Origin of the sequence: Streptomyces sp. enrichment culture (genome assembly GCF_964273255.1) — a bacterium.
In the GTDB taxonomy this organism is placed as follows: Bacteria; Actinomycetota; Actinomycetes; order Streptomycetales; family Streptomycetaceae; genus Streptomyces.
This window is the reverse complement of record NZ_OZ186835.1, coordinates 6243238-6268671: the sequence shown is the minus strand read 5'-3', so window position 1 is coordinate 6268671 and position 25434 is coordinate 6243238. Positions and strand designations below refer to the sequence as shown.

Here is a 25434-nt window from a genome sequence, read left to right as displayed (position 1 = left end):
GCCCACCGGTGCGCGGGAAGGTCGATACGCGAAGCCCGTCCCCAGGGAGGCCAGCCATGCCCATCGCAACGGTGAATCCGGCGAACGGCGAGACGCTCAAGACGTACCGGGCCATGGGCGAGGAGGAGATCGAGCGGCGCCTGCAGCTCGCGGAGGCCACCTTCCGCACCTACCGGACGACCTCCTTCGACGAGCGGGCCCGGCTGCTGCGGCACGCCGCCGACCTCCTGGACGAGGACCGCGACGACGTCGCGCGGATGCTGACCACCGAGATGGGCAAGCCGGTCCGGCAGGCGCGCGCCGAGGCCGCCAAGTGCGCCAAGGCCATGCGCTGGTACGCCGACCGCGCGGCGGACCTCCTCGCCGACGAGGAGCCGGACGCCGGGGATGTGAAGGACTCCGGGGCCTCCCGGGCGCTGGTTCGGTACCGGCCGCTGGGTCCGGTGCTGGCGGTGATGCCGTGGAACTTCCCGCTGTGGCAGGTGGTCCGGTTCGCCGCGCCCGCGCTGATGGCCGGGAACGTGGGCCTGCTCAAGCACGCCTCGAACGTGCCGCAGACCGCGCTGTACCTGGAGGACCTGTTCCACCGGGCCGGTTTCACCGAGGGGACCTTCCAGACGCTGCTCATCGGGTCGGCCGCGGTCGACGACGTGCTGCGGGACGAGCGGGTGCGGGCCGCCACCCTCACCGGCAGCGAGCCGGCCGGGCGGGCGGTGGCCTCCACCGCCGGAGAGATGATCAAGAAAACGGTGCTGGAGCTGGGCGGCAGTGACCCGTTCGTCGTCATGCCGTCCGCCGACCTGGACCGGGCCGCGGAGGTCGCGGTGACGGCCCGGGTGCAGAACAACGGGCAGTCCTGCATCGCCGCCAAGCGGTTCATCGTGCACGCGGACGTCTACGAGGCGTTCGCGGAGCGTTTCACCGCGGGGATGAGGGCGCTGACGGTGGGCGACCCGATGGACGACGGCACGGACGTCGGGCCGCTGGCCAGTGAGCAGGGGCGGGCGGACCTGGAGGAGCTGGTGGACGACGCGGTGCGTTCCGGAGCCACGGTCTTGTGCGGCGGCGAGCGGCCCGACGGGCCCGGCTGGTTCTACCCGCCGACGGTGCTGGCGGGCGTCACGCGGGAGATGCGCGTCCACCGCGAGGAGGCGTTCGGCCCGGTCGCCACCCTGTACCGCGCGGCGGACCTGGACGAGGCCGTGCTGATCGCCAACGACTCGCCGTTCGGCCTCAGTTCGAACGTGTGGACGCGGGACGAGGACGAGGTGGACCGGTTCGTCCGGGACCTGGAGGCGGGCGGGGTGTTCGTGAACGGGATGACCGCGTCCCATCCCGCCCTCCCGTTCGGCGGGGTGAAGCGCTCCGGCTACGGGCGTGAGCTGTCCGGGCACGGAATCCGCGAGTTCTGCAACATCACCACGGTGTGGCACGGTGCGTGACGCTTCCGCCGCTACGATCCGGTCTGTGAACCGCGAAGTGACCCTGCCTCTGATCGTCGACGACAGCGGGACCCTGCAGGTGGCCGCATCCGACGTCAGCAAGCTGCTGCGCACGGTGGGCGGACGGTGGCTGCGCCTGGTGGAGAGCGGTGAGCAGGACCTGGACGAGGACACGGTGGCGGCGCTCACCATCGAGCTGGCCAAGCTGGCCGACCGCATCGACGTGGCCTGCATCGCGCACAGCAGCGGGACCTGACCGGCCCTCACGGCCGTACCCGCGCGACGGCCCGGCGGTGCTGCTCGCACCGCCGGGCCGTCGCGCGTCCGGCTCCGGGTCAGCGGATGGGCATGCCCGACAGGGTGCGGGCGATCACCAGGCGCTGGATCTCGCTCGTGCCCTCGAAGATGGTGTAGATCGCGGCGTCGCGGTGCATCCGCTCCACCGGGTACTCCCGGGTGTAGCCGTTGCCGCCGAGGATCTGGATCGCCTGGGCGGTGACCTTCTTGGCCGTCTCGCTGGCGAACAGCTTGGACATGGAGCCCTCCGCGGCCGTGAACGGCTTGCCGTTGACGGCCATCCAGGAGGCGCGCCACACCAGCAGCCGGGCGGCGTCGATCTGGGTGCGCATGTCGGCGAGCTGGAAGGCGACGCCCTGGTTGTCGATGATCGGGCGGCCGAACTGCTCCCGCGTGGTGGCGTACTCCAGGGCGACCTCGTAGGCCGCGCGGGCGGTGCCCACCGCCATGGCGCCGACGGCGGGGCGGGACGCCTCGAAGGTGGCCATGGCGGCGTTCTTCACGCGCTCGCCGCCCTGCTTCGCCTTCTCCCGGGCGCGGGCCAGGCGCTCGTCGAGCTTCTCCTTGCCGCCCAGCAGGCAGGAGCCGGGGACGCGCACGCCGTCCAGGACGACCTCGGCGGTGTGCGAGGCGCGGATGCCGTGCTTCTTGAACTTCTGGCCCTGGGTGAGGCCCGGGGTGCCCGGCGGGATGATGAAGGAGGCGTGGCCCTTGGAGCCGAGGTCCGGGTCGACGACCGCGACCACGACGTGGACGTTGGCGATGCCGCCGTTGGTGGCCCAGGTCTTGGTGCCGTTGAGCACCCACTCGTCCTTGGCCTCGTCGTAGACCGCGCGGGTGCGCATGGAGGCGACGTCGGAGCCGGCATCGGGCTCGGAGGAGCAGAACGCGGCCACCTTGACGTCGCTCGCGTCGCCGTACATCTGGGGGATCCAGGTGCCGATCTGCTCCTCGGTGCCGTTGGCGAGGACGCCGACGGCGGCGAGGCCGGTGCCGACGATCGACAGGGCGATGCCCGCGTCACCCCAGAACAGCTCCTCCATCGCCATGGGGATGCCGAGGCCGGTTGCGTCGAAGTACTGCTGGGCATAGAAGTCCAGGGAGTAGATGCCGACCTTGGCGGCCTCCTGGATGACCGGCCAGGGAGTCTCCTCACGCTCGTCCCATTCGGCGGCGGCGGGGCGGATGACGTCGGCGGCGAAGCCGTGCAGCCAGTCCCGCACCTCCTTCTGTTCGTCGTTGAGCTCCATGGTGAACTCGGCCATGACTCCTCCAGCGGCGGCACACGTGCATGTTACTTGCGGTAACCGCAGTCTGTTACCGGTCGGTAGGGAAAGTCAACTCCCGGGGCCGCCCGCATCCCGTTCCAGGGCCCGGACGGCGTCAGTGCTAGTTTGCGCAGGCGTCACCGAATCAGCACGGGTGGGGAGAGCACATGGACACCACACAGCGGACCGACCAGCAGCGGTCCGCCGACCGCCGCCGGCGCGAGCTGCTGGAGGCCGCCGACCGGGTGGTGCTGCGCGACGGCCCCGGAGCCTCCATGAACGCCATCGCCGCCGAGGCCGGCATCACCAAGCCGATCCTGTACCGCCACTTCGGCGACAAGGGAGGACTGTACGCGGCCCTGGCCAAACGGCACACCGACGCGCTGCTGGACTCGCTGCGGGCCGCACTGGACGCCCCCGCCGACCGCCGCGCGCGGGTGGAGGCCACCCTGGACACCTACCTCGCGGCCATCGAGCTGCGCCCCCAGGTGTACCGCTTCCTGATGCACCCGGCGGAAGGCACGCCGAGCGAGCAGGGCTTCGACGTCGGCAAGCACTCCGCGCCGCTGCTGCGCCGGATGGGCGAGGAGCTCGCCCAGGTCATCGAGGAACGCCTCGACCTCGGACCGGCCACCCACCAGCTGGCCCGCGTCTGGGGCCACGGCATCGTCGGCATGATGCACGCGGCCGGCGACTGGTGGCTCGGCGAACGCCCCTGCACCCGAGCCGAGTTGGTCGCCGGACTGGCGGACCTGCTGTGGGGCCGGCTGGCGGCCGCGGGCGACCGGGTCGGCGGACCCGGCTTCTGACGGTTCAGCCACCGCTCCAGGGCGCCCGCGCGGCCCGCCGCAGCAGCCGGCGCCGGCGCCACCCCGTCAGGCGGTCGGCGTAGACCCGGCCGTCCAGGTGGTCGCACTCGTGCTGGAGGCAGCGGGCGAAGAACCCGGTGCCGTGGACGGTGACCGGCTCGCCGGTCACCGTGAACCCCTCGACGACCGCGTGGTCGTGGCGCTCGGTGCCCGCCTCCAGGCCCGGCAGGGACAGACACCCCTCCGGTCCGCGCAGCACCACGCCGTCCGTCTCGACCAGGCGCGGGTTCACCACGTGCCCCAGGTGCCGGACGTCCTCGTCGTCGGGACAGTCGTAGACGAAGACCCGCAGCGGTTCGCCGATCTGGTTCGCGGCCAGGCCCACCCCGTGGGCGGCGTACATCGTGGCGAACAAGTCCTCCACCAGGCGGGCCAGTTCGGGACCGAAGTCGGTGACCTCGCGGCACGGGGCGTGCAGCACCGGGTCGCCGAGCAGGGTCAGGGGCCGCACACGTCCGCGGACGCCGGGGATGGAACCGTGTCGCATGGCGGCAAGGGTACGGTCCTTGCGGCAACGCCCGCCCCACGGCGGTGCCGCCGTTCTGGAGTGCGGAGCGATCTCGATAGGCTGAGGCCCACACCACGTGGCCGTCCCCACCGGCGCGGCGCGTACGCAAGGAGGATCGAGAACTGATGGCAGGCAACTCGGACCCGCTCACGCCGCGGGCCAAGCTGGCCGTGACCGCCGGCAAGGCGGTCGCGGCCGCATCGCGCGCCGCCGGGCGGGGCAGCGGTTCGGTGATCGGTGGCCGGGTGGCACTGAAACTCGACCCCGACCTCCTGGCCCGGCTCGCCCAGCACCTGGACGTGACCCTCGTCTCGGCGACCAACGGCAAGACCACCACCACCCGGCTCATCGCCGAGGCGCTCAAGGCGGCCGGCCCGGTCGTCTCCAACGCCCTCGGCGCCAACATGCCGGCGGGCATCACCTCGGCCCTGGCGGCCGGCGCGGAGTCCCGCTTCGGCGTCATAGAGGTCGACGAGAAGTACCTCGTCGGCGTCGCCCAGGCCACCGACCCCAAGTGCATCGCGCTGCTCAACCTCTCCCGCGACCAGCTCGACCGCGCCGCCGAGACCCGGATGCTCGCGGAGAACTGGCGCGAGGGCCTGGCCGGCTCCAAGGCCGTGATCGTCGCCAACGCCGACGACCCGCTGGTGGTGTGGGCCGCGTCCTCCTCCCCCAACGTGATCTGGGTCGCCGCCGGCCAGATGTGGAAGGACGACGCCTGGTCCTGCCCGTCCTGCGGCGGTGTGATGCAGCGCCCCGGCGACGACTGGTTCTGCGGCGAGTGCGGCTTCCGCCGCCCCACCCCGAGCTGGGCCCTGTCCGGCGACCACGTCCTCGACCCGCACGGCTCCGCGTGGCCCATCCACCTGCAGCTGCCCGGCCGGGCCAACAAGGCCAACGCGGCGAGCTCCGCGGCCGTCGCCGCCGTGTTCGGCGTGCCGCCGCAGGTCGCCCTGGAGCGCATGTACCAGGTGCAGGCCGTGGCCGGACGCTACGACGTCGTCCAGTTCCAGGGGCGCGACCTGCGGCTGCTGCTCGCCAAGAACCCCGCGGGCTGGCTGGAGACGTTCTCGCTCATCGACCCGCCGCCCACCCCGGTGATCCTCTCCGTCAACGCGCGCTCCGCGGACGGCACCGACACCTCCTGGCTGTGGGACGTGGACTACACCCGGCTGACCGGCCACCCGATCTGCGTGGTCGGCGACCGGAAGCTGGACCTCGCGGTGCGCCTGGAGGTCGCCGACCAGCAGTTCCAGGTGTGCGAGAACCTCGACGAGGCGGTCCGGCAGTGCCCGCCCGGCCGGATCGAGGTCATCGCCAACTACACCGCCTTCCAGGACCTGCGCCGTCGCGTCGGCAACTGACGTCCCGGCACCCCCGACGCACGACGTACTCACAAGGACAGTGACTTCATGAGCGACAACAGTCTGCGGGTCGTCTGGATCTACCCCGACCTGCTCAGCACCTACGGCGACCAGGGCAACGTGCTGGTGGTGGAGCGCCGGGCCCGGCAGCGCGGGCTCGACGTGGCCCGGCTCGACGTGCGCAGCGACCAGCCGATCCCGACCTCCGGCGACATCTACCTGATCGGCGGCGGCGAGGACCGTCCGCAGCGGCTCGCCGCGGAGCGGCTGCGCCGGGACGGCGGACTGCACCGGGCGGTGGAGAACGGCGCCATCGTCTTCTCGGTGTGCGCCGGCTACCAGATCCTCGGCCACGAGTTCATCAACGACCTCGGCCAGCGCGAGCCCGGCCTCGGGCTGCTGGACGTGGTGTCGGTGCGCGGCGAGGGCGAGCGGTGCGTCGGGGACGTGCTGGCGGACATCAACCCGCAGCTGGGCCTGCCCCCGCTGACCGGCTTCGAGAACCACCAGGGCGTCACCCACCTGGGCCCCACGGCCCGCCCGCTCGCCCAGGTGCGCTTCGGCAACGGCAACGGCACCGGGGACGGCACCGAGGGCGCGTTCAACGACACGGTGTTCGGCACCTACATGCACGGCCCGGTGCTGGCCCGCAACCCGCAGATCGCGGACCTGCTGCTGAAGCTGGCGCTCGACGTCAACGCGCTGCCGCCGACCGACGACCGCTGGTACGAGGCCCTGCGCAACGAGCGCATCGCCGCCGCGCAGCAGCCCGCGTAGGGGCACGCCGTGCGCCCGCCCGCACCCGCTCCGGGCCCGCCGGGAGGGGCCCGTCTGACGGCTGGTCCGCACAGGTGAGCGGGGTCGTCCAGCAGGCGGACGCGTGCTACGGCCCCGCCCCCAGGTGGGGCTAGGGTGGCGGGGATCGAACCGGACAGCGCGGTCCGGTCCCGGCCCACTCGAGAAGGTTGTTTCGGGCTATGCGCATTGGTGTCCTCACGTCCGGCGGTGACTGCCCCGGACTGAACGCCGTCATCCGGTCGGTCGTGCACCGCGCCGTCGTCGACCACGGCGACGAGGTCATCGGTTTCCGGGACGGCTGGAAGGGCCTCCTGGAGTGCGACTACCTCAAGCTGGACCTCGACGCCGTCGGCGGCATCCTCGCCCGCGGCGGCACCATCCTCGGCTCCTCCCGCGTCCGCCCGGAGCACCTGCGGGACGGCGTGGAGCGGGCCCGCGGCCACGTCGAGGAGCTCGGCCTCGACGCGATCATCCCGATCGGCGGCGAGGGCACCCTGAAGGCCGCCCGGCTGCTGTCGGACAACGGCCTGCCGATAGTGGGCGTGCCGAAGACCATCGACAACGACATCGCCGGCACGGACGTCACCTTCGGTTTCGACACGGCCGTCGGCGTGGCCACCGAGGCCCTGGACCGGCTGAAGACCACCGCCGAGTCCCACCAGCGGGTGCTGATCGTGGAGGTCATGGGCCGTCACACCGGCTGGATCGCGCTGCACTCCGGCATGGCGGCCGGCGCCCACGCGATCGTGGTGCCCGAGCGGCCGTTCGACATCGACGAGCTGACCGCGAAGGTCGGGGCGCGGTTCTCGGCCGGCAAGCGGTTCGCCATCGTGGTGGCCGCCGAGGGCGCCAAGCCCCGCCCCGGGACGATGGACTTCGACGAGGGCGGCAAGGACGTCTACGGCCACGAGCGGTTCGCGGGGATCGCGCGCCAGCTCTCCCTCGAGCTGGAGTCGCGCCTCGGCAAGGAGGCCCGGCCGGTGATCCTCGGCCACGTCCAGCGGGGCGGCACGCCGACGGCGTACGACCGGGTGCTGGCCACCCGGTTCGGCTGGCACGCCGTGGAGGCCGTGCACCGCGGTGAGTTCGGACACATGACCGCGCTGCGCGGGACGGACATCGTGACGGTGCCGCTGGCCGAGGCCGTGGAGACGCTCAAGACCGTGCCCGGCGAGCGGTACGCCGAGTCGCAGTGCGTGCTGTAGCCGCGCCGCGCGGTCGCTGAAGCCGCCCCCGGTCGCAGCCGCGGCCGGGGGCGGTTCTAGTCTGGGTCCGGACAGACAGCGCACAACCCCCACGAAACAGGAGCCGGCGGATGGATCACAGCGGGCACGGCATGACGATGGATCTGCCGCCGTTCACGCTGGGACGCGGACTCGCCTGGTCGGCGGACCCCTTCTTCCTCGTCGCCTGCCTCCTGGGGCTGGCCCTCTACGTCTGGGGCGTGGTGCGCCTCACCCGGCGCGGCGACAAGTGGCCGGTCGGGCGGACCGTGTCCTTCATCCTCGGTGTGCTGAGCGTCGGGCTGATGATGTGCACCGCGCTCAACGACTACGGCATGGTCATGTTCACCGTGCACATGGTGCAGCACATGGTGATCAGCATGGTCTCGCCGATCCTGATCCTGCTCGGGGCCCCCATCACGCTGGCGCTCCGCGCCCTGCCGACGGCCGGACGGGGCCGCACGGGAATCCGCGAACTGCTGCTGAAGCTGCTGCACAGCCGGTACATCCGGGTGATCACCCACCCGCTGTTCACCATCCCGATGTTCATCGCGAGCCTGTACGCGCTGTACTTCACCCCCGGGTTCGACTTCCTGATGGGCTCCCGGGTGGGGCACGTCGTGATGATGGTGCACTTCCTGGCCGTGGGACTGGTCTTCTTCTGGCCGATCATGGGCGTGGACCCCGGCCCGCACCGGCCGAACCACCTCATGCGGATGCTGGAGCTGTTCGCGGGCATGCCGTTCCACGCGTTCTTCGGCATCGCGCTGATGATGGCGTCCACGCCGATGGTCACGACGTACGCGAACCCGCCCGCCTCGCTGGGCATCGACGCGCTCGCGGACCAGAACGCCGCCGGCGGTATCGCCTGGGCGTTCAGCGAGGTCCCGTCCGTGATCGTGCTGATAGCGCTGCTGTTCCAGTGGTACGCCTCCGACCAGCGGCAGGCCAAGCGCCAGGACCGGGCCGCCGACCGGGACGGGGACAAGGAACTCGAGGCGTACAACGCCTACCTGGCCTCGCTGCACGCACGCGGCAGCTGAGTCCCGTCTCGCCCATCTCTTCGCTTTCACCCCGATTCGCCCGGAAGGCCGCCTTCCGTCAGGAGCATGACGCCCCTGGGTGCAACCGCCGGGGGGAGCGGTCATGTCACTGCGCGCGTGGTCGTCCGGAGGGGGCCGGGTCGTCGCCGGCCGCTGCGAGGTGCTGCCGGGGCCGGGTGGCGGCACGGGCCGCGCCCGGCCGGTCCTCGACCTCCGCCGGGCGGTCGAGGTGGTCCTGCGGGAGACCGCTGCCGGTGACGGCGGGGCACCCGGGCCCGAGCGGTACGCGGCCGGCCTGCGGGGCCACCCGCACGTCCTCCCCGTGCACGACGTCGTGCGGGACGGGGGCCGCCGGTGGGCGGTCACGGACCGCATGGCCGGAGCCGTCCACCTGCGGGACCTGGTCGCCCGGGACGGGCCGCTCGCCCCGGCCGAGTGCGCGCGGATCGGACTGGCCCTGCTGGACGCGCTGGCCTTCGGGCACGCACGGGGCCTGGTCCACGGGGACGTGCGCGCGGAGAACGTCCTGCTCGCGCCGGACGCGACCGGCGCACCACGGGCGGGTCCTGCTGGCGGGCGGCGGGACGGCCGGCCCGGCGGCGGCGCCGGGGCCGGGCCCCGGCGGGACGGCGGACGGGCCCGGGCCGCCGCGGGCGGGCGCCCGTCCCACCCCGGCCGACGACCTTCTCGCGCTGGGCCGCACGCTGCACCTCGGGGTGACGGGCCATGACCCCTTCGAGCCGCCGGACCCGGCGGGGGCGCCGGTGCGGGCCGGGGCGCTGGAGCCGGTCCTGCGCTGGCTGCCGGTGCCCGACCCCCAGCGGCGGACGACCGCCCGGGAGGCCGGCGCGGAACTGGAGCGGATCGTCCTCCCCCAGGTGCCGGCGCACCCCCGGCCGCGCACCGACCCGATGTCCCAGCCGCCCTGGGGCGACGCCGCCGGGACGGCCGCGCCCCCGGCCTCCCCCGGTTCCCCCGCGCCCCGCCGGGGCCGGGCCCGGCGCCGCCCCCGGCGGCACCTCCTGCGGGCGGTGCTCGCCTCGGGCCTCGGCCTGGCGCTGTCCCTGGGCGGCGCCTGGTACGCCCTGGCCGGCCGGACGGACGCCCCGAGCGCGGGGGCGCTGCCGTACGGGGAGGCGGTGGGGCTGGCCGAGCCGCTGCGGGAGGGGGACTGCGTGCGCGCCGCGTGGCCCGCCGGCCGCCGGTTCGCCGGGCCGCCCCGGCTCACCGTCGACCCCGGCTGCGGGGGCCCGGCGGACGGGCAGGTCATGGGCACAGCCCGGGCGGCCTCGGCCGGGGAGGCGCGGGCCGACGGTCCGGCGCGGTGCGAGGAGCGGACCCGGGAGGTCCGCGAGCGGCTGGCCGACGTCCGCCGGCTCGCCGTCGTCCCCACCGGGGAGGGGTTCGAAGCGGCCGGGAGGCGCACGGCCTGTCTGGTGCTGGGGGCGCGCGGGCCGGTGTCCGGCCCGCTGGGGGACCGCCGCCGGTTCGGCGCCGTCTTCGCGGACACCGCGACCATGCAGCGCCGGGACTGTCTGGACGCGACGCCCGGCGGGGCGGTCCGGCTGGTGCCGTGCGGCGGACCGTACGAGGAGCAGGTGCTCGGATTCACCCGGCTGGGTGAGGGCGTCACGGCGCCCGCCGCCCGCTCGGGAGCCGCCGTCGCGGCCTGCTCGCGGGAGGTGCCGCCGCGGGACTACGGCTTCGACCCCTCCCTCTACGGGTCCGAGGCCCACATCAGCGACAAAACATGGCAAAGCCAGCTCCCACGTCGTCGTGTGCACCGTGAAGCGGCGGAACGGGGGCACCATGGAGGGAACCGAACCATGAGGAGGGTGTCGCGATGCCCGGTTCTGCGAACGGTTCCACCCAGGTGAAGACCATGGGAGCGCTCACCATCGGCGCGCTCGTCGCCGTGACGGCCTACACGGTGGCGCTCGGCAGCAACGGCTGGCTGTGGTTCGGCTGGGTCGTCCTGGGCGTGATCACACTCGGAATCGCGGCCACGCGCAGCTGAGGCTCGCGCGTGGCGCAACGTTCCTGCCCACGTCCCTGACCGCTCCCCTGCTCACTTCGGGGCCAGACGCTTCCCGGAATGGACCCCGGGCTGGTACTTCGGCAGCCGTACGGTGATCTTCATGCCCGCCCCCTGCGCGGTCTCGATGACCAGCCCGTGGTCGTCGCCGTAGACCTGCCGGAGCCGGTCGTCCACGTTGGACAGGCCGATGCCCCCGGTGGAGCCGGCCTCGCGGGCGAGGATGCGGCGCAGCAGTTCGGGGTCCATGCCGGCGCCGTCGTCCTCGATCACCACGAGGGCCTCGGCGCCGGCGTCCTGCGCGGTGATGCGGATGCGGCAGGTGTCGGCCTTGCCCTCCAGACCGTGCTTGACCGCGTTCTCCACCAGCGGCTGCAGGCAGAGGAAGGGCAGGGCGACGGGCAGCACCTCGGGGGCGATCTGCAGGGTCACGGCGAGCCGGTCGCCGAAGCGGGCGCGCACCAGGGCCAGATAGTGGTCGATGGCGTGCAGTTCGTCGGCGAGGGTGGTGAAGTCCCCGTGCCGGCGGAACGAGTAGCGGGTGAAGTCGGCGAACTCCAGGAGCAGTTCGCGGGCGCGCTCGGGGTCGGTGCGCACGAACGAGGCGATCACGGCGAGCGAGTTGAAGATGAAGTGGGGCGAGATCTGCGCGCGCAGCGCCCGGATCTCGGCCTCGATGAGCCGGGTGCGGGACTGGTCGAGGTCGGCCAGCTCCAGCTGGACCGACACCCACCGGGCGACCTCCCCGGCGGCCCGCACCAGCACGGCGGACTCCCGCGGCGCACAGGCGACCAGCGCCCCGTGCACCCGGTCGTCGACGGTGAGCGGGGCCACGACGGCCCAGCGGACCGTGCAGTCGGGGGTGTCGCAGACCAGCGGGAAGGCCTCGCCGCGGCCGGAGTCGAGCGGGCCGGTGAGGCGTTCCATGATCTCGGCGCGGTGGTGGGAGCCCACGCCGTCCCAGGTGAGGACCCGCTCGCGGTCGGTGAGGCACAGGGCGTCCGTGCCGAGCAGGGAGCGCAGCTTGCGGGCCGCCTTGCGGGCGGTCTCCTCGGTCAGGCCCGCGCGCAGCGGGGGCGTGGCGAGGGAGGCGGTGTGCAGGGTCTCGAAGGTGGCGTGCTCGACGTCGGTGCCGAGTCCGGCCAGGCCGGCCGGGCGCGCGGTGCGCCGGCCGAGCCAGAACCCGGCGGCCAGCAGGGGCAGGACGGCGACCAGCAGTCCGGCCAGGAAGCCGCTCACGTGGACACCTCCGTGCGCAGTTCCTCGGGCAGGTGGAAGCGGGCCAGGACGGCGGCCGTGCCGGGCGGCACCCGTCCGGGGGTGGCCAGGGACACCAGGATCATGGTGAGGAAGCCCAGGGGCACCGACCACAGCGCGGGCCAGGCGAGCAGCGCGTGCCAGGCCCCCTCGCCCGGGTAGCCGGCCATGGTCGCGGCGACCGCGAGGAAGGCGGCGCCGCCGCCCACCAGCATCCCGGCGGCCGCGCCGGGCGGGGTCAGACGGCGCCACCAGATACCGAGGACCAGCAGGGGGCAGAACGACGAGGCCGAGACGGCGAAGGCCAGGCCCACGGCGTCGGCCACCGGCAGGCCGCCGACGAGGAGACTGCCGCCGAGCGGGACCGCCATGGCGAGGACCGTGCCGAGCCGGAAGTGCCGCACGCCCCGGGAGGGCAGCACGTCCTGGGTGAGGACCCCGGCGACGGCCATGGTCAGCCCGGACGCGGTGGACAGGAAGGCCGCGAACGCTCCCCCCGCCACCAGCGCGCCGAGCAGGTCGCCGCCCACTCCCCCGATCATCAGCCCGGGCAGCAGCAGGACGGCGGCGTCGGCGTTGCCGGTGAGGGTGAGTTCGGGGGCGTACAGGCGGCCGAGCGCGCCGTAGACCGGGGGCAGCAGGTAGAAGGCGCCGATCAGGCCGAGGACCGCGACGGTGGTGCGGCGGGCGGCGACGCCGTGCGGACTGGTGTAGAAGCGCACCACGACGTGGGGCAGGCCCATGGTGCCGAAGAAGGTGGCGAGGATCAGGCCGTAGGTGGCGTAGAGCGGGCGTTCCTCGCGGGACTCGGCGCGCGACGGGGAGAGGGCGTCGTCGGCGCCGCGTCCGGCGGACGGCACGTCGGTGCCCTTCGCGAAGGTGAGGCGGGTGCCGGCGGTGATGTGGTGGGTGCCCGCGGGCAGGGCGGCCTCCGCGCCGTCGTGGCGGCGGCCGTCGACGGTGCCGTCCACGGTGACGGTGAGCGGCTCGTCGAGCCGGAGGGTGAGGCTGTCCTCGACCCGGACGACACGCTGCTCGCGGAAGGCCGGCGGTTCGTCGAAGGCGCGGCGGGGTGCCCCGTCGCCCTGCCAGGCGAGCACCAGGAAGAGGGCGGGGACGAGCAGGGCGGTGAGTTTGAGCCAGTACTGGAAGGCCTGGACGAAGGTGATGCTGCGCATGCCGCCGGCGGCGACGATGGCGGTGACGACGACGGCGACGCTCACCCCGCCCACCCAGTCGGGGGCGCCGGTCAGCACGGTGAGGGTGAGTCCGGCGCCCTGGAGCTGGGGCAGCAGGTAGAGCCAGCCGACGCCGACGACGAAGGCTCCGGCCAGCCGGCGCACCGCCTGGGAGGCGAGCCGGGCCTCGGCGAAGTCGGGCAGGGTGTAGGCGCCGGAGCGGCGCAGCGGGGCGGCGACGAACAGCAGCAGCACGAGGTAGCCGGCGGTGTAGCCGACCGGGTACCAGAGCATGTCCGGGCCCTGGACCAGGACCAGGCCGGCGATGCCGAGGAAGGACGCGGCGGAGAGGTACTCGCCGCTGATGGCGGCGGCGTTCAGACGCGGTCCGACGGTGCGGGAGGCGACGTAGAAGTCGGAGGTGGTGCGGGATATGCGCAGGCCGAAGGCGCCCACGAGCACGGTCGAGACGAGGACGAGGGCGACGGCGGGGACGGCGTAACTGGAGTTCACGGCAGGGAATCGGGGGTCAGCGGTCCTCGACGAGCCGCACGAAGTCGCGTTCGTTGCGTTCGGCGCGGCGCACGTACCAGCGGGCGAGCAGGACGAGGGGGACGTACAGGCCGAAGCCGAGCACCGCCCACTCCAGGCGGGCGTCGCGGGCGGCGGCGAAGACCAGCGGGAGCGGTCCGATGAGCAGGGCCAGTACGGCGAAGACCATGAGTCCGGCGCGCAGTTGGATGCGCATCAGGGAGCGGACGTAGGTGTGGCCGAGGGTGGTCTGCTCGTCGATCTCGGTGCGCGGGCGGTAGTAGCCGAAGGCGCGGCGCGCCCGGCGGGGCGGGCCGGTGACGACCACGCGGCGCTCGGTGGGGTCCTGGGGCATGGCGTCGTCCTTCTCTAGCCCGCGGTCCGGCGCATCAGCAGGTCGCGCAGTTCGCGGGCGTGCCGTCTGCTGACCTGGAGTTCCTCGGAGCCGATCAGCACGCTCACCGTGCCCGCGTCGAGGCGGAGTTCGCCGATGTGGGCGAGGGCGACCAGATGGCGGCGGTGGATGCGCACGAAGCCGCGGGAGCGCCAGCGCTCCTCCAGGGTGGACAGCGGGATGCGCACCAGGTGGCTGCCCCGGTCGGTGTGCAGCCGGGCGTAGTCGCCCTGGGCCTCGACGTGGGTGATGTCGTCGACGGCCACGAAGCGGGTGACGCCCCCGAGTTCGACGGCGATGTGGTCCGGGTCGGGTTCGTGGACCGGGATCCGGGGGCCGCTCTCGCGGGGGGCGGGGACGCGCCGTTCGGCGATCCGGCGGACGGCCTCGGCCAGCCGTTCCTTGCGGACGGGCTTGAGGACGTAGTCGACGGCCTTGAGTTCGAAGGCCTGCACGGCGAAGTCCTCGTGGGCGGTGACGAACACGACGAGCGGCGGCCGGGCGAACCCGGAGAGCAGCCGGGCGAGGTCGAGGCCGTCCAGGCCCGGCATCTGGATGTCGAGGAAGACCACGTCGATGGCGTCGGGTCCGTCGGGGCCCGACTCCAGGGCCCGGTTGATGCGGCGCAGCGCCTCGGTGGCGTCACCGGCGCCCTCGGCGCTGCCGACCCGGGGGTCGGCGTTGAGCAGGTAGAGCAGTTCCTCCAGCGAGGGGCGTTCGTCGTCGACGGCGAGGGCGCGCAGCATGGCCGGGAGTCTAGGGCCGATCGTCACGTCTGGACATGTCCCGGGGCGGACGTATCCGCAGGACAGGGTGGCCGACGCGGTTGCCGGGCGCGGCGGGCCGGGCTGGATACAGTGCCGCCATGAACAGCAGGCCCACGCCGTTCGACGACCTCGACCGCAAGATCGTCAATGCCCTGATGGCGAACGCCAGGTCGTCCTTCGCCGAGATCGGCGCGGCGATCGGGCTGTCGGCGACGGCGGTCAAGCGCCGGGTGGACCGGCTGCGGGAGACCGGGGTGATCACCGGGTTCACCGCGACGGTGGAGCCGTCGGCGCTGGGCTGGCGGACCGAGGCGTACGTGGAGGTGTACTGCGAGGGGGCGGCGCCGCCGCGGCGGCTGGCGGAGGTGGTGCGCAACCATCCGGAGATCGCCGCGGCGATGACGGTGACCGGCGGGGCGGACGCGCTGCTGCACGTGCGGGCCCGGGACGTGGAGCACTTCGAGGAGGTGCTGGAACGCATTCGTGCCGAGCCGTTCGTGCGCAAGACGATCAGCGTCATGGTGCTGTCCCACCTGCTGCCGGACAGTCCCGAGGCGGGAGCGAGCCAGCCCGCGCCGGACGGCGCAGCAGACGTGCGTCCGAACGCCTGAAGACGCAGCGTTCGTGCGTATACGCGCAGCCGTTGTCGCTTGTCGGCGTCCGGGCCCGGTTCCTACCGTGGACTCACCCCGTCGTCACCGTGTGGAAGCGGAGGAAACCCTCTGTGTCCGACTCCCGTGTGCCGAGCCCGCGGCGCTACCTCGTCTGCGAACCCAGACACTTCGCCGTGCGCTACGCGATCAACCCCTGGATGCACCCCGGCCGTCCCGTCGACGTCGCGCTCGCCCGGCGCCAGTGGCAGTCGCTGGTCGACGCCTACCGGGACCACGGCCATACCGTGGAGAACGTGAAGCCCGTCCCCGGTCTGCCCGACATGGTGTTCGCCGCGAACGCGGCGGTCGTCGTGGGGGGCCGGGTGTTCGGCTCGCTGTTCCACGCGCCCGAGCGGCGGCCGGAGTCCGCGGCCTACGAGGCGTGGTTCAAGGCCGAGGGCTACGAGGTGCACCACCCCGAGTCGGTGTGCGAGGGCGAGGGCGACCTGGTTCCGGCCGGGCGCTGGATCCTGGCCGGCTCCGGCTTCCGCACCACGCCCGCGGCCCATCGCGAGGTGCAGGAGCACTTCGGGGTGCCGGTGATCGGCCTGACGCTGGTGGACCCGTACTTCTACCACCTGGACACGGCGCTGTTCGTGCTGGACGACGAGAACGTGGCGTACTACCCGGAGGCGTTCTCGCCCGGCAGCCGCGAGGTGCTCGCCCGGCTGTACCCGGACGCGGTGCTCGCCACCCGTGAGGACGCGATGGCCTTCGGCCTGAACTCCGTCTCGGACGGCCGTCACGTGTTCATCTCGCCCGCGGCGACGGCCCTGGCCGGCCGGCTCGCCGACCGCGGCTACGTTCCCGTCCCCGTCGACCTGTCGGAGTTCCACAAGGCCGGCGGCGGCATCAAGTGCTGCACTCAGGAGATCCGCTCATGACCACTGCCGCCCGCACCCGTTCGTCCGCCGACCTGATCGGCGCCGAGGAGCCGGTCCTCGCGCACAACTACCACCCGCTGCCCGTGGTCGTCGCCCGCGCGGAGGGCGCCTGGGTGGAGGACGTGGAGGGCCGCCGCTACCTGGACATGCTGGCCGGCTACTCGGCGCTCAACTTCGGCCACCGGCACCCGGAGCTGATCGACGCCGCGCACCGCCAGCTGGACCGGCTGACCCTGACCTCGCGGGCCTTCCACAACGACCGCCTGGCGGAGTTCGCCGAGCGGCTGTCGGCGCTCACCGGGCTGGACATGGTGCTGCCGATGAACACCGGCGCGGAGGCGGTGGAGAGCGCCGTGAAGGTGGCCCGCAAGTGGGCCTACGACGTCAAGGGCGTCCCGGCGGACCGGGCCACGATCGTGGTGGCGGCCGACAACTTCCACGGCCGGACCACGACGATCGTCAGCTTCTCCACGGACGAGGTCGCCCGCGGCGGCTTCGGCCCGTTCACGCCCGGCTTCCGCGTCGTCCCCTACAACGACCTGGCGGCGCTGGAGGAGGCCGTGGACGAGACCACGGCGGCGGTGCTGATCGAGCCGATCCAGGGCGAGGCCGGGGTGATCATCCCGGACGACGGCTACCTGGCCGGGGTGCGGGAGCTGACCCGCCGGGAGAACTGCCTGTTCATCGCGGACGAGATCCAGTCGGGCCTGGGCCGCACCGGCCGGACCCTGGCCGTGGAGCACGAGGCGGTCGTGCCGGACGTGGTCCTGCTCGGCAAGGCCCTGGGCGGCGGCATCGTCCCGGTGTCGGCGGTGGTCGCCCGCCGCGAGGTGCTGGGGGTCCTGCACCCCGGGGAGCACGGGTCGACCTTCGGCGGCAACCCGCTCGCGGCGGCGGTCGGCACGGCCGTGGTGGAGCTGCTGGAGACGGGCGAGTTCCAGCGCCGGGCGGCGGAGCTGGGCGTGGTGCTGCGCGGCGGCCTGGAGTCGCTGGTCGGCAAGGGGGTCGTCGGCTTCCGCTCGCGCGGCCTGTGGGCCGGGGTGGACGTGGACCCGGCGCTCGGCACCGGGCGCGAGGTCAGCGAGCGCCTGATGCGCGAGGGCGTCCTGGTCAAGGACACCCATGGTTCCACCATCCGGATCGCGCCGCCGCTGACGATCACCGCGGACGAGCTGTCGGGGGCCCTGGGGACCCTGGAGAAGGTGCTGGGCCGGGCGGCCTGACCCGGGTGGCCGCGGGGCGGCGGTCAGCCGGCCGGGCGGCCCGCGGGGCCGCCGGTCCTGCCGGTCCCCGCGGCTGCCGGCCGGCACTCCGGGAGCCGCCCGCTCGGTCCCCGGGTGAAGATGGGGAGCAAGAGGTCGTAGACCACCCCCAGCGACAGCGAGGCCGGCCGTGGGCGGAGACGAGGAACACGACGCGCACCGGCAGGGGTTCGACGTGGCCGACGCCGTCCCCCTGCTGGCCGATCCGCACGGCGTCGTGTCGGGCTGGACCCCGGGGGCGGAACGGCTGCTGGGGTACCCGGCGGACGGCGCGGTGGGCCGCAAGCTGGCCGAGCTGCTGTCCGAGGAGGACGCCCGACGGGCGCCGGACCTGGTGGAACGGTGCCGGACGGAGGGCGGCTGGGCGGGTCTGCTGACGGCCCGGCACCGCGACGGGCGGCCGGTCCGGGTCATGGCGCGGATCACGACGACGGTCGCGCCGCGCGGCGAGCCGTCGCTGCTGGTCCTGTTGTCCGAGCTGGACGGTGCCACCGGCTGGGACATGAGCCGCGACGTGCTGGAACGGCTGGCCGCCCGGTCGCCGATCGGCATCGCGATCGTGGACACCGACCTGCGGTTCGTGTGGTCCAACTCCGCCCTCGAACAGTTCGGCGGCGGTCCCGCGGCGGAGCGGCTCGGGCTGCGCTTCGCCGACGTCCAGCCGGGCATGGACGCCGAGGCCGTCGAGGAGCAGATGCGGCACGTGCTGCGCACCGGCGAACCCGTGATCGGCTACGAGCACGTCGGCCGGGTCCGCTCCGCGCCGCTGCGCGAGACCGCCCACATGCTGTCCTTCACCCGGCTCGACGACGACCGGGGGCGCCCCATGGGGGTGTACTACACCGTCGTCGACGTCACCGAACGGCACCGGGCCCGTCGGCGCCTGGCCCTGCTCGACCGGGCCGGACGGCACATCGGGCGCACCCTGGACATCCTCCGCACGGCCCAGGAACTCGCCGACGTCGCCGTCCCCGACCTCGCGGACTTCGTCACCGTGGACCTGCTCGAGGCCGTGCTGGAGGGCGCCGAACTGCCTCCCGGGCCGGCCACCGGGGAGGACCTGTCCGTCCTGCGCCGCGCGGGGCACCGGTCGGCGTACCAGGACCTGCCGCGGCCCGGTGTGGAGATCGGCGGGGTGGCCGCCTACCGGGCCGGCTCACCCCCGGCCCGGGCCCTGACCACGGGCCGTTCCTGGCGGCGGGAGCAGCTCGACCCGCTGGAGACGGAGTGGGCCGAGCACGCCGGGGAGCGCCGGGCCACCTTCCTGGAGCTCGGTCTGCAGAGCGTGATGATCGTGCCGTTGCGCGCCCGGGGGGCCACCCTCGGTGTCACGGCCTTCTTCCGGCGCCGCCGCCCGAACCCGTTCGACGCCGACGACCTGAACCTGGCCGAGGACCTGGTCTCCCGCGCCGCGGTCTGCGTCGACAACGCCCGGCGCTACACCCGCGAGCGGAACGCCGTCCTGGGCCTGCAGCGCAGCCTGCTGCCCCGGGTGCTGCCCGAGCAGGACGCCGTCGAGGTGTCCGCCTGCTACCGTCCGGCCGACGATCCGGGCGGCCTGGGCGGTGACTGGTACGACCTCGTCCCGCTGTCCGGGGCCCGCGTCGCGCTGGTGGTCGGCGAGGTCCCGGGGCACGGCATCGAGGCCGCGGCGGCCATGGGGCGGCTGCGGACGGCGGTACGGACGCTGGCGGCGCTGGACCTGCCGCCGGAGGAGGTGCTGGCCCATCTGGACGACCTGGTGGGCAGTTCGGCCCGGGACGGGGGCACGGACCCCGAGGGGGCGCCGGACCGCTCGGTGGGGTCCGGGTGCCTGTACGTGGTCTACGACCCGGTCGACGGGACGTGCGCGATGGCCGCGGCGGGAGAGCCCGCGCCGGCCGTGCTGGCGCCCGACGGCACGGTCACCTTCGTCGACCTGCCGCAGGGGCCCGCGCTGGGGGTGGGCGGCCCGCCGTTCGAGGCCCGGGAGCTGTCGCCGGCGGAGGGCAGCGTCCTCGCCCTGTACACGGACGGTCTGCTGGCCCGCGGCGGCCCCGGGGGCACCGGGACGGACCGGGACCGGCTGCGCTCGGCGCTGCGGGAGCACGGCTCCTCGTTCGGGACGTGCTGCCGGTCCGTGGTGGACGCGCTGGTCCCCGACCTCCCGGCCGACGACGTGGCGCTGCTGCTGGCCCGCACCCGGCGGCTCGGGGCGGACCGGGTGGCGGCCTGGGACCTCCCCTCGGCCCCGACGGTGGTGGCCGAGGCACGGCGGACGGCCACGGCGACGGTGGCCGACTGGGGGCTGGAGGAGCTGGTCTTCACCACGGAACTGCTGGTGAGCGAGCTGGTCACCAACGCCATCCGGTACACCGAGGGGCCCGTCCGGCTGCGGTTGATCCGGGGCCGCTCACTGATCTGCGAGGTGTCCGACAGCGGGGCGACGGCGCCTCACCTGCGGCACCCGCGGGCCATGGACGAGGGCGGGCGCGGGCTGCTGCTGGTCTCCCAGCTCGCCCAGCGCTGGGGCACGCGTTTCGCCCCCCACGGGAAGATCATCTGGGCCGAGCTGCACCCGGACGGAACACCCGGCTGACCGTCACCGTTCGCCGGCTGCGGGCCGAGGGGACGGGGCCGTGGGCCGGGAGCCGGCGGGGCCCGGTGGGCGGGGCCGTGGGCCGCCGGCCCCGGTGGGCGGGCCTCTGGGCCGCCGGGTTCGGTGGGCGGCCGTGGGCCGTTGGCTCCGGTGGGCGGGCCGTGGGGCGGCGGGGCCTCCGGCCGCCGGCGGGCGGCCGGTTCAGTGGTCGCGCGTCGCGTCGAGGTCCTGGACGTGCCGGACGTTGCCGCGGTCGTCGGCGTCCTCGCTGGGCTTCCCGGCGAACCAGGCGTCGAGGATCTCCTCCAGCAGCGGAGGGGACGTCAGCCGCAGGCTGAGCGCCAGCACGTTGGCGTCGTTCCAGCGGCGCGCGCCGTCCGCGGTGTACGCGTCCGTGCACAGCGCGGCACGCACCCCGGGCACCTTGTTCGCGGCGATCGAGGCGCCGGTCCCGGTCCAGCAGCACACCACGGCCTGGTCGGCCGTTCCCGCGGCGACCTCCCGGGCGGCGGCCTCGGAGCAGACCGCCCACTGCGGGTCGTCGCCGGGTTTCAGGGCACCGTGCGGGCGCACCTCGTGGCCGCGCTCCCGCAGGGCCGCCACGAGAGCCCGGGCCACGGGTTCGTCCATGTCGGAGGAGACAGAGATCCGCATGCCGTCGAGCCTAGCGCCTGCCGTCCGGATCAGGCCGGGCCCGCGGACCGCGGCTGAGCGCCCCGCAGCGTCGTGGCGCCGCCGCCCGGTCACCGCGCCGCCCCGCTGCCCGGCCGGCCCTGCGGGGCCGGCGGTCCCCCGGCGTCCCGGGGTCCGCCCCGCCACACACGGCACCGCAGGGACGCGCCCGGTCCACGGGGCCGGCCCGGACGAGGAACCCGGCGGGGACCGCGCCGCACCCGGTGACGGGAAGCGGCCCCCTTCCGGCCGCCGCGGCCACCCCTCGGAATCCGGTCACGCGTGAGGGACCGGGTTGCCGTCGGCCCCGTCCGGCAGGAGGCTGTGCCCCGCGGACCTCCCCAGCCGCACAAGTCCCCGCCGGCACACGCGTGGTCGGGTGTCGTGCCGCGCGTGGGCGGTGCCGCGCGCCGCCCCGTCGGACCTGGTACCGGGCGGCGCTGCCCGGACCTAGACTGACACCCCGCCACGTGCCGGTCGACCTGCTGGAAGACGGCGGCCCACCGGTCCGCCGGAGCCGAGGAGCGTGCCTTGTTCTACTACCTGCTCAAATACGTGCTGCTGGGGCCGCTGCTCAGACTCGTCTTCCGGCCCCGCATCGAGGGCCTGGAGAACGTGCCGTCGTCCGGTGCCGCCATCGTGGCGGGCAACCACCTGTCGTTCTCCGACCACTTCCTGATGCCCGCCGTGCTCAAACGGCGCATCACCTTCCTCGCCAAGGCCGAGTACTTCACGGGCCCCGGCATCAAGGGCCGCCTCACGGCCTCCTTCTTCCGCAGCGCGGGGCAGATCCCCGTGGACCGCTCGGGCAAGGAGGCGGGCCAGGCGGCGATCAGGGAAGGGCTCGGGGTGCTCTCCGAAGGCGAGTTGCTCGGCATCTACCCCGAGGGCACGCGTTCGCACGACGGCCGCCTCTACAAGGGCAAGGTCGGGGTCGCGGTGATGGCCCTGAAGGCGGGCGTCCCGGTGATCCCGTGCGCCATGATCGGCACCTTCGAGGCGCAGCCCCCGGGCCGGGCGGTGCCGCGCATCCACCCGGTGGTGATCCGGTTCGGCGCCCCCCTGGACTTCTCGCGCTACGCGGGCATGGAGAACGAGAAGGCGGTCCTGCGGGCGATCACGGACGAGATCATGTACGCCATCCTCACACTCTCCGAGCAGGAGTACGTCGACCAGTACGCGTCCGTGGCCAAGGCCGCGGACGCCGAGCGGAAGGCGGCGGGCGAACGCCGCACTCGGCGGCTGCCGCTGCGCTGAGCGCAGCGTTGGAGGGGAGGGTCCGGCCGGATCGCGGCCGGCCCCTCCCCTTTCCGCGTGCCCAGGGCGGCCGGGAGGCCGGCCCCGGGGCCACCACGGTCAGGACGGCGAGGGCCCCGAGTGCTCGGCGGTGATGCCGAAGCGGTGCTGTTCGCCGGGAGCGGACGCGACCCGGCGCACCCCGGACAGCGTGCTGACCACCGGCTCGCCCGCCTCCTCGGCGGTCTCCGCCTCCCGCTCCAGTTCCTCGAGCCGCCGCAGGTCACCGGCGGGGACCAGGGCGACCAGGGGCTTGCCGTGCCGGGTCACGACGACGCGCTCGTCGCCGTACACCACGCGGTTGATCAGGTCGGCGAGCTCAGCCCTGGCTTGCGTCACCGGAATCTCGTAGGCCATACCCCCATCCTAACGGGATGTACGTCCTGTACATTTTTCCCTCACACCGCCTGCCAGGAGGGGGTTCCCCATGACCCTGCCGTCCGCCCGCCACGCCCTGCCGGAGTTCACCGAACGCACCGCGTCGGGGCAGCGGACCACGGATCCGTACGCGAAGCTCCTGCAGGAGCGGATCGTCTTCCTCGCGAGCCCGCTCGACGAGACCTCCGCGAACGACGTGACGGCGCAGCTCCTGTACCTGGAGCACCTGGCGCCGGAGCGGGACGTCTCGCTGTACGTGAACTCGCCGGGCGGCTCCTTCCACGCCCTGTCGGCGCTCTACGACACGCTGCGCTTCGTCAGCTGCGACGTGGAGACGGTCTGCCTCGGCCGGGCGGAGGGCGCCGCGGCGCTGCTGCTGGCCGCCGGCACCCCGGGCAAGCGGTTCGTGCTGCCCGGGGCACGGCTGGTGCTGCGTCAGCCGTCGCTGCCACAACCGGTGGCGGGCCGGGCGGACGACCTGGCCGTGCACGCCGCCGAACTGGAGCGCGTCCGCTCGCGCGTGGAGGAGATCCTGGTCCGGCACACGGGCCGGAGCGCGGCGCGGGTGCGCGCGGACATCGAGCGCGACCTGGTCCTCGACGCCCGGGCGGCGGTGGAGTACGGCCTGGCGGACGGCATCGTGCCGGACCGCCGCGGCACCCGGGCCACGCCGTCCGGTGCGAGGTGAGCGGCCGGTGCTGCCTCCCGAACTGCCGCCGCTGCCGGCCCTCACCCGGGCCGAGGCGGAGCTGATCGACCGTTACCTGGAAGTCGTCGACCTGGTCGGCCGGATCAACCCGGCCCGCGACGGTGACACCTACGGCGGCCTGCGGGCCGCCCAGGCGCTGGTGAGCACGGCCGCTGCGCTGCGCGACGCGCTGGCCCTGATGCACCGTCGGGGCGAGACGGAACTGCACGCCCCCACCCTGGCCCGCGCCCTGAGGGTGCTGGACGGTGAGCGGCGCACCGGCCGGGTCACCCTGCCGCCCGCCTCCGGCAGTTGACGGAGACCGTCGGCACCTGACGGTCCGGCCGGCGCGGCCGCTCGGCGCGCCGGCCGGAGCGGAGTTGAAACGGACCGAACGGTGTACCCCCAAGCGGCGTAGACGCACCTCCTTTTTTCGGCCCGTCCGGCTTGCGCAACGCGCCTGCCCCGTGGCCGGAATGAGACATTCCGCCGCTGGTCCGGGACTCCTCGACGGCGGACCCGTCGGCTCGAACGCACAGGTGTCCACCCGAACGGGTGAGTGGTGAGTAACAACACAAACCCTAGGTTCCGTTGGGATTTCGGGCAGACCTTGAGCCAAGATCCCTGACTGACGACAAGACCCCGCCGCCGCGGCGGGGCGATCCGGGCGGACGCCGAGTCCTGCCGCCGCCCGGATGACCGGTCGACACGGAGTGGATCGGCAGGAGTGGAGGACCCAGCACGACGGGTTGCCGGGCCGTCAGGCCCGAGCAGTCCTTGGGGTGAAGCCGCATCCGTGCGGCCGGGCAACTTCGCCAGCCCGAATCCGACAGGTCATCCTTCACAGGCGGCTGACGAAGGGTTGCGCATGTCTGCGCTCAATCGTGTCCCGTCCTTCATGGTCCGGGCCGGCACGGCCTCGGCCCTCACCCTCGCCGCCGTGGGCGGCTCGATCGCGGTCCCGGGCGCCGCCACGGAGGCCGCCGCCGCCAGTCACGGCACCAAGGCCCTCAAGGTCGCCGCCGCCAAGAAGGGCGCGCCCTACCGGTGGGGAGCCACCGGCCCGAACCGGTTCGACTGCTCGGGGCTCACCCAGTACGCGTTCAAGAAGGCGGGCAAGAAGCTCCCGCGCACCGCCGCCCAGCAGTACAACAAGACGCGTCACATCTCCGCCAAGAACCGCAAGGCGGGCGACCTGGTGTTCTTCCACTCGGGCCGCAACGTCTACCACGTGGGCATCTACGCGGGGAAGGGCAAGCTCTGGCACGCCCCGAAGACCGGGGACGTGGTGCGTCTGCAGAAGATCTGGACCGGCAGTGTCTGGTACGGCCGGGTGAAGTGACGCCCCGGGGCGGCGGCATCGGGAGAGCCGCCGCCCCGCCGGGCGGGGCCGCCCGGACCGCCCGGACCGGCATGAGACGGCCGTTGCGGGTTACTGGTCCGGGATGGCCGAGCATTCCCCCTGCACGGCGCGCGGCGAGACCCCGCTGCAGCGCGCCGACCGCAACTTCGTCGAGCTCCTCCAGGAACTGCGGGTGACCCAGACGGGCGTGCAGATCCTCTTCGCGTTCCTGCTGTCGCTCGCCTTCACCTCGCGCTTCACCTCGCTCGACACGGTGCAGCGCGCCACCTACGTCACCACCCTGCTGCTGGCCGTCCTGGCCGCCGCGCTGTTCACGGCCCCGGCCGCGCTGCACCGTTCGCTGTTCCAGCAGGGCGCCAAGCCGCGGATCGTGCAGGTCTCCTCGCGGCTGGCGACGTGCGGCCTCGTGGTCCTCGTCTTCGCCTTCAGCGGCGCCGTGATGCTGGTGGTGGACGTGACCACCAACCGGGCGGGCGGGATCGCCGCCGGTGCCGGAACGTTTCTGGTCTGCGTCGGGCTGTGGGGTCTGCTCCCCCGCGTGGTGGGCCGCGCGGTGGCCGCCGACGGCCGCGCGGGCGCTCCGGAGTCCCCTCCCCGGGCGGAACCCCTGCGGGACACCATCAGGCGGCCGTCCGGCCTGCGTCCGCCCGCCCCGCGCAGGACGGGGCCCGCGCGGGGCCGTTGAC

General features: G+C 73.9%; 27 protein-coding genes and 1 riboswitch. Of the genes, 19 read left to right on the top strand and 8 right to left on the bottom strand.

Features of this window, described 5'->3' with window-relative positions:
* Window positions 1–56 precede the first annotated feature (56 nt).
* A complete protein-coding gene (locus ACSU53_RS27385; RefSeq protein WP_437031978.1) occupies window positions 57–1442 on the top strand; it encodes an NADP-dependent succinic semialdehyde dehydrogenase in 1386 nt (461 codons plus the stop codon).
* 25 nt (window positions 1443–1467) lie between these two features.
* Window positions 1468–1698: a DUF6213 family protein gene (locus tag ACSU53_RS27380; protein WP_362099182.1), complete on the top strand. Its 231-nt coding sequence runs from the start codon at window positions 1468–1470 to the stop codon at window positions 1696–1698.
* A gap of 79 nt (window positions 1699–1777) precedes the next feature.
* On the opposite strand, the gene ACSU53_RS27375 is transcribed toward ACSU53_RS27380, so the two are convergent.
* Window positions 1778–3004: an acyl-CoA dehydrogenase family protein gene (locus ACSU53_RS27375; RefSeq protein WP_437031976.1), complete on the bottom strand. Its 1227-nt coding sequence runs from the start codon at window positions 3002–3004 to the stop codon at window positions 1778–1780.
* Between the two features lie 170 nt (window positions 3005–3174).
* Here ACSU53_RS27375 and ACSU53_RS27370 point away from each other — a divergent pair, with 170 nt between their 5' ends.
* Window positions 3175–3816 (top strand): TetR family transcriptional regulator, encoded by a 642-nt coding sequence (locus ACSU53_RS27370; RefSeq protein WP_437031974.1) that lies wholly within the window; start codon window positions 3175–3177, stop codon window positions 3814–3816.
* A 4-nt stretch (window positions 3817–3820) separates the two neighbouring features.
* On the opposite strand, the gene def is transcribed toward ACSU53_RS27370, so the two are convergent.
* Window positions 3821–4363, bottom strand: coding sequence for a peptide deformylase (gene def, locus ACSU53_RS27365; RefSeq protein WP_437031972.1), 543 nt, complete (start codon window positions 4361–4363; stop codon window positions 3821–3823).
* A gap of 146 nt (window positions 4364–4509) precedes the next feature.
* Between def and ACSU53_RS27360 the strand changes: the two genes are divergently transcribed.
* From ACSU53_RS27360 to ACSU53_RS27330, 7 genes are all read left to right on the top strand, one after another.
* Window positions 4510–5748: a MurT ligase domain-containing protein gene (locus tag ACSU53_RS27360; RefSeq protein WP_437031971.1), complete on the top strand. Its 1239-nt coding sequence runs from the start codon at window positions 4510–4512 to the stop codon at window positions 5746–5748.
* 48 nt (window positions 5749–5796) lie between these two features.
* Complete coding sequence (locus ACSU53_RS27355) at window positions 5797–6525, top strand: type 1 glutamine amidotransferase (protein WP_437031969.1); 729 nt, start codon at window positions 5797–5799, stop codon at window positions 6523–6525.
* 200 nt (window positions 6526–6725) lie between these two features.
* Entirely contained in the window at window positions 6726–7751 is a 1026-nt protein-coding gene (locus tag ACSU53_RS27350) for a 6-phosphofructokinase (protein ID WP_437031967.1), read from the top strand.
* Window positions 7752–7861: 110 nt separating this feature from the next.
* A complete protein-coding gene (locus ACSU53_RS27345; RefSeq protein ID WP_437031965.1) occupies window positions 7862–8812 on the top strand; it encodes a cytochrome c oxidase assembly protein in 951 nt (316 codons plus the stop codon).
* Window positions 8813–8915: 103 nt separating this feature from the next.
* Window positions 8916–9542 carry a protein kinase domain-containing protein gene (locus ACSU53_RS27340; RefSeq protein ID WP_437031963.1) on the top strand — a complete coding sequence of 209 codons (627 nt, stop codon included), beginning with the start codon at window positions 8916–8918 and terminating at the stop codon, window positions 9540–9542.
* Window positions 9529–10689 (top strand): septum formation family protein, encoded by a 1161-nt coding sequence (locus tag ACSU53_RS27335; RefSeq protein WP_437031961.1) that lies wholly within the window; start codon window positions 9529–9531, stop codon window positions 10687–10689. Before ACSU53_RS27340 ends, ACSU53_RS27335 begins: the two co-directional genes overlap by 14 nt.
* The gene (locus ACSU53_RS27330; protein WP_437031960.1) at window positions 10656–10829 is read left to right on the top strand and encodes a hypothetical protein; all 174 of its coding nucleotides are present in this window, start codon (window positions 10656–10658) and stop codon (window positions 10827–10829) included. Before ACSU53_RS27335 ends, ACSU53_RS27330 begins: the two co-directional genes overlap by 34 nt.
* A gap of 51 nt (window positions 10830–10880) precedes the next feature.
* On the opposite strand, the gene ACSU53_RS27325 is transcribed toward ACSU53_RS27330, so the two are convergent.
* Genes ACSU53_RS27325 through ACSU53_RS27310 form a run of 4 tightly spaced genes read right to left on the bottom strand, consistent with a single transcriptional unit; the run spans window position 10881 to window position 14953 of the window.
* The gene (locus ACSU53_RS27325) at window positions 10881–12086 is read right to left on the bottom strand and encodes a sensor histidine kinase (protein ID WP_437031958.1); all 1206 of its coding nucleotides are present in this window, start codon (window positions 12084–12086) and stop codon (window positions 10881–10883) included.
* Window positions 12083–13795 carry a cation acetate symporter gene (locus ACSU53_RS27320; RefSeq protein WP_437031956.1) on the bottom strand — a complete coding sequence of 571 codons (1713 nt, stop codon included), beginning with the start codon at window positions 13793–13795 and terminating at the stop codon, window positions 12083–12085. The genes ACSU53_RS27325 and ACSU53_RS27320 overlap by 4 nt, the downstream gene beginning before the upstream one ends.
* Before the next feature lie 16 nt (window positions 13796–13811).
* Window positions 13812–14168: a hypothetical protein gene (locus ACSU53_RS27315; RefSeq protein ID WP_437031954.1), complete on the bottom strand. Its 357-nt coding sequence runs from the start codon at window positions 14166–14168 to the stop codon at window positions 13812–13814.
* Between the two features lie 14 nt (window positions 14169–14182).
* Window positions 14183–14953, bottom strand: coding sequence for a LytR/AlgR family response regulator transcription factor (locus ACSU53_RS27310; protein WP_437031953.1), 771 nt, complete (start codon window positions 14951–14953; stop codon window positions 14183–14185).
* Window positions 14954–15072: 119 nt separating this feature from the next.
* Between ACSU53_RS27310 and ACSU53_RS27305 the strand changes: the two genes are divergently transcribed.
* The 4 genes from ACSU53_RS27305 to ACSU53_RS27290 all read left to right on the top strand — a co-directional run bounded on the left by ACSU53_RS27305 (window position 15073) and on the right by ACSU53_RS27290 (window position 20351).
* Window positions 15073–15585 (top strand): Lrp/AsnC family transcriptional regulator, encoded by a 513-nt coding sequence (locus ACSU53_RS27305; protein WP_437031951.1) that lies wholly within the window; start codon window positions 15073–15075, stop codon window positions 15583–15585.
* Between the two features lie 113 nt (window positions 15586–15698).
* Entirely contained in the window at window positions 15699–16511 is an 813-nt protein-coding gene (gene ddaH / locus ACSU53_RS27300; protein WP_437031949.1) for a dimethylargininase, read from the top strand.
* On the top strand, window positions 16508–17734 hold the full coding sequence (gene rocD, locus ACSU53_RS27295; RefSeq protein WP_437031947.1) for an ornithine--oxo-acid transaminase: 1227 nt from the start codon (window positions 16508–16510) through the stop codon (window positions 17732–17734). The genes ddaH and rocD overlap by 4 nt, the downstream gene beginning before the upstream one ends.
* A gap of 169 nt (window positions 17735–17903) precedes the next feature.
* On the top strand, window positions 17904–20351 hold the full coding sequence (locus ACSU53_RS27290) for a SpoIIE family protein phosphatase (RefSeq protein WP_437031945.1): 2448 nt from the start codon (window positions 17904–17906) through the stop codon (window positions 20349–20351).
* A 201-nt stretch (window positions 20352–20552) separates the two neighbouring features.
* On the opposite strand, the gene ACSU53_RS27285 is transcribed toward ACSU53_RS27290, so the two are convergent.
* Window positions 20553–21005: an RpiB/LacA/LacB family sugar-phosphate isomerase gene (locus tag ACSU53_RS27285; protein WP_437031943.1), complete on the bottom strand. Its 453-nt coding sequence runs from the start codon at window positions 21003–21005 to the stop codon at window positions 20553–20555.
* A 549-nt stretch (window positions 21006–21554) separates the two neighbouring features.
* On the opposite strand from ACSU53_RS27285, the gene ACSU53_RS27280 reads away from it, so the two are divergent.
* Complete coding sequence (locus ACSU53_RS27280) at window positions 21555–22280, top strand: lysophospholipid acyltransferase family protein (RefSeq protein ID WP_437031941.1); 726 nt, start codon at window positions 21555–21557, stop codon at window positions 22278–22280.
* A 99-nt stretch (window positions 22281–22379) separates the two neighbouring features.
* On the opposite strand, the gene ACSU53_RS27275 is transcribed toward ACSU53_RS27280, so the two are convergent.
* Window positions 22380–22676 (bottom strand): type II toxin-antitoxin system Phd/YefM family antitoxin, encoded by a 297-nt coding sequence (locus ACSU53_RS27275; RefSeq protein ID WP_437031939.1) that lies wholly within the window; start codon window positions 22674–22676, stop codon window positions 22380–22382.
* 70 nt (window positions 22677–22746) lie between these two features.
* On the opposite strand from ACSU53_RS27275, the gene ACSU53_RS27270 reads away from it, so the two are divergent.
* The 4 genes from ACSU53_RS27270 (at window position 22747) to ACSU53_RS27255 (ending at window position 25433) form a co-directional block, all read left to right on the top strand.
* Window positions 22747–23385, top strand: coding sequence for an ATP-dependent Clp protease proteolytic subunit (locus ACSU53_RS27270; RefSeq protein ID WP_437031937.1), 639 nt, complete (start codon window positions 22747–22749; stop codon window positions 23383–23385).
* A 7-nt stretch (window positions 23386–23392) separates the two neighbouring features.
* A complete protein-coding gene (locus ACSU53_RS27265; protein ID WP_437031935.1) occupies window positions 23393–23701 on the top strand; it encodes a hypothetical protein in 309 nt (102 codons plus the stop codon).
* Window positions 23702–24082: 381 nt separating this feature from the next.
* A riboswitch (cyclic di-AMP (ydaO/yuaA leader) is annotated at window positions 24083–24250 on the top strand.
* Between the two features lie 3 nt (window positions 24251–24253).
* Window positions 24254–24727: a C40 family peptidase gene (locus tag ACSU53_RS27260; protein WP_432053633.1), complete on the top strand. Its 474-nt coding sequence runs from the start codon at window positions 24254–24256 to the stop codon at window positions 24725–24727.
* Window positions 24728–24830: 103 nt separating this feature from the next.
* Complete coding sequence (locus ACSU53_RS27255; protein WP_437031933.1) at window positions 24831–25433, top strand: DUF6328 family protein; 603 nt, start codon at window positions 24831–24833, stop codon at window positions 25431–25433.
* Window position 25434 lies beyond the last annotated feature (1 nt).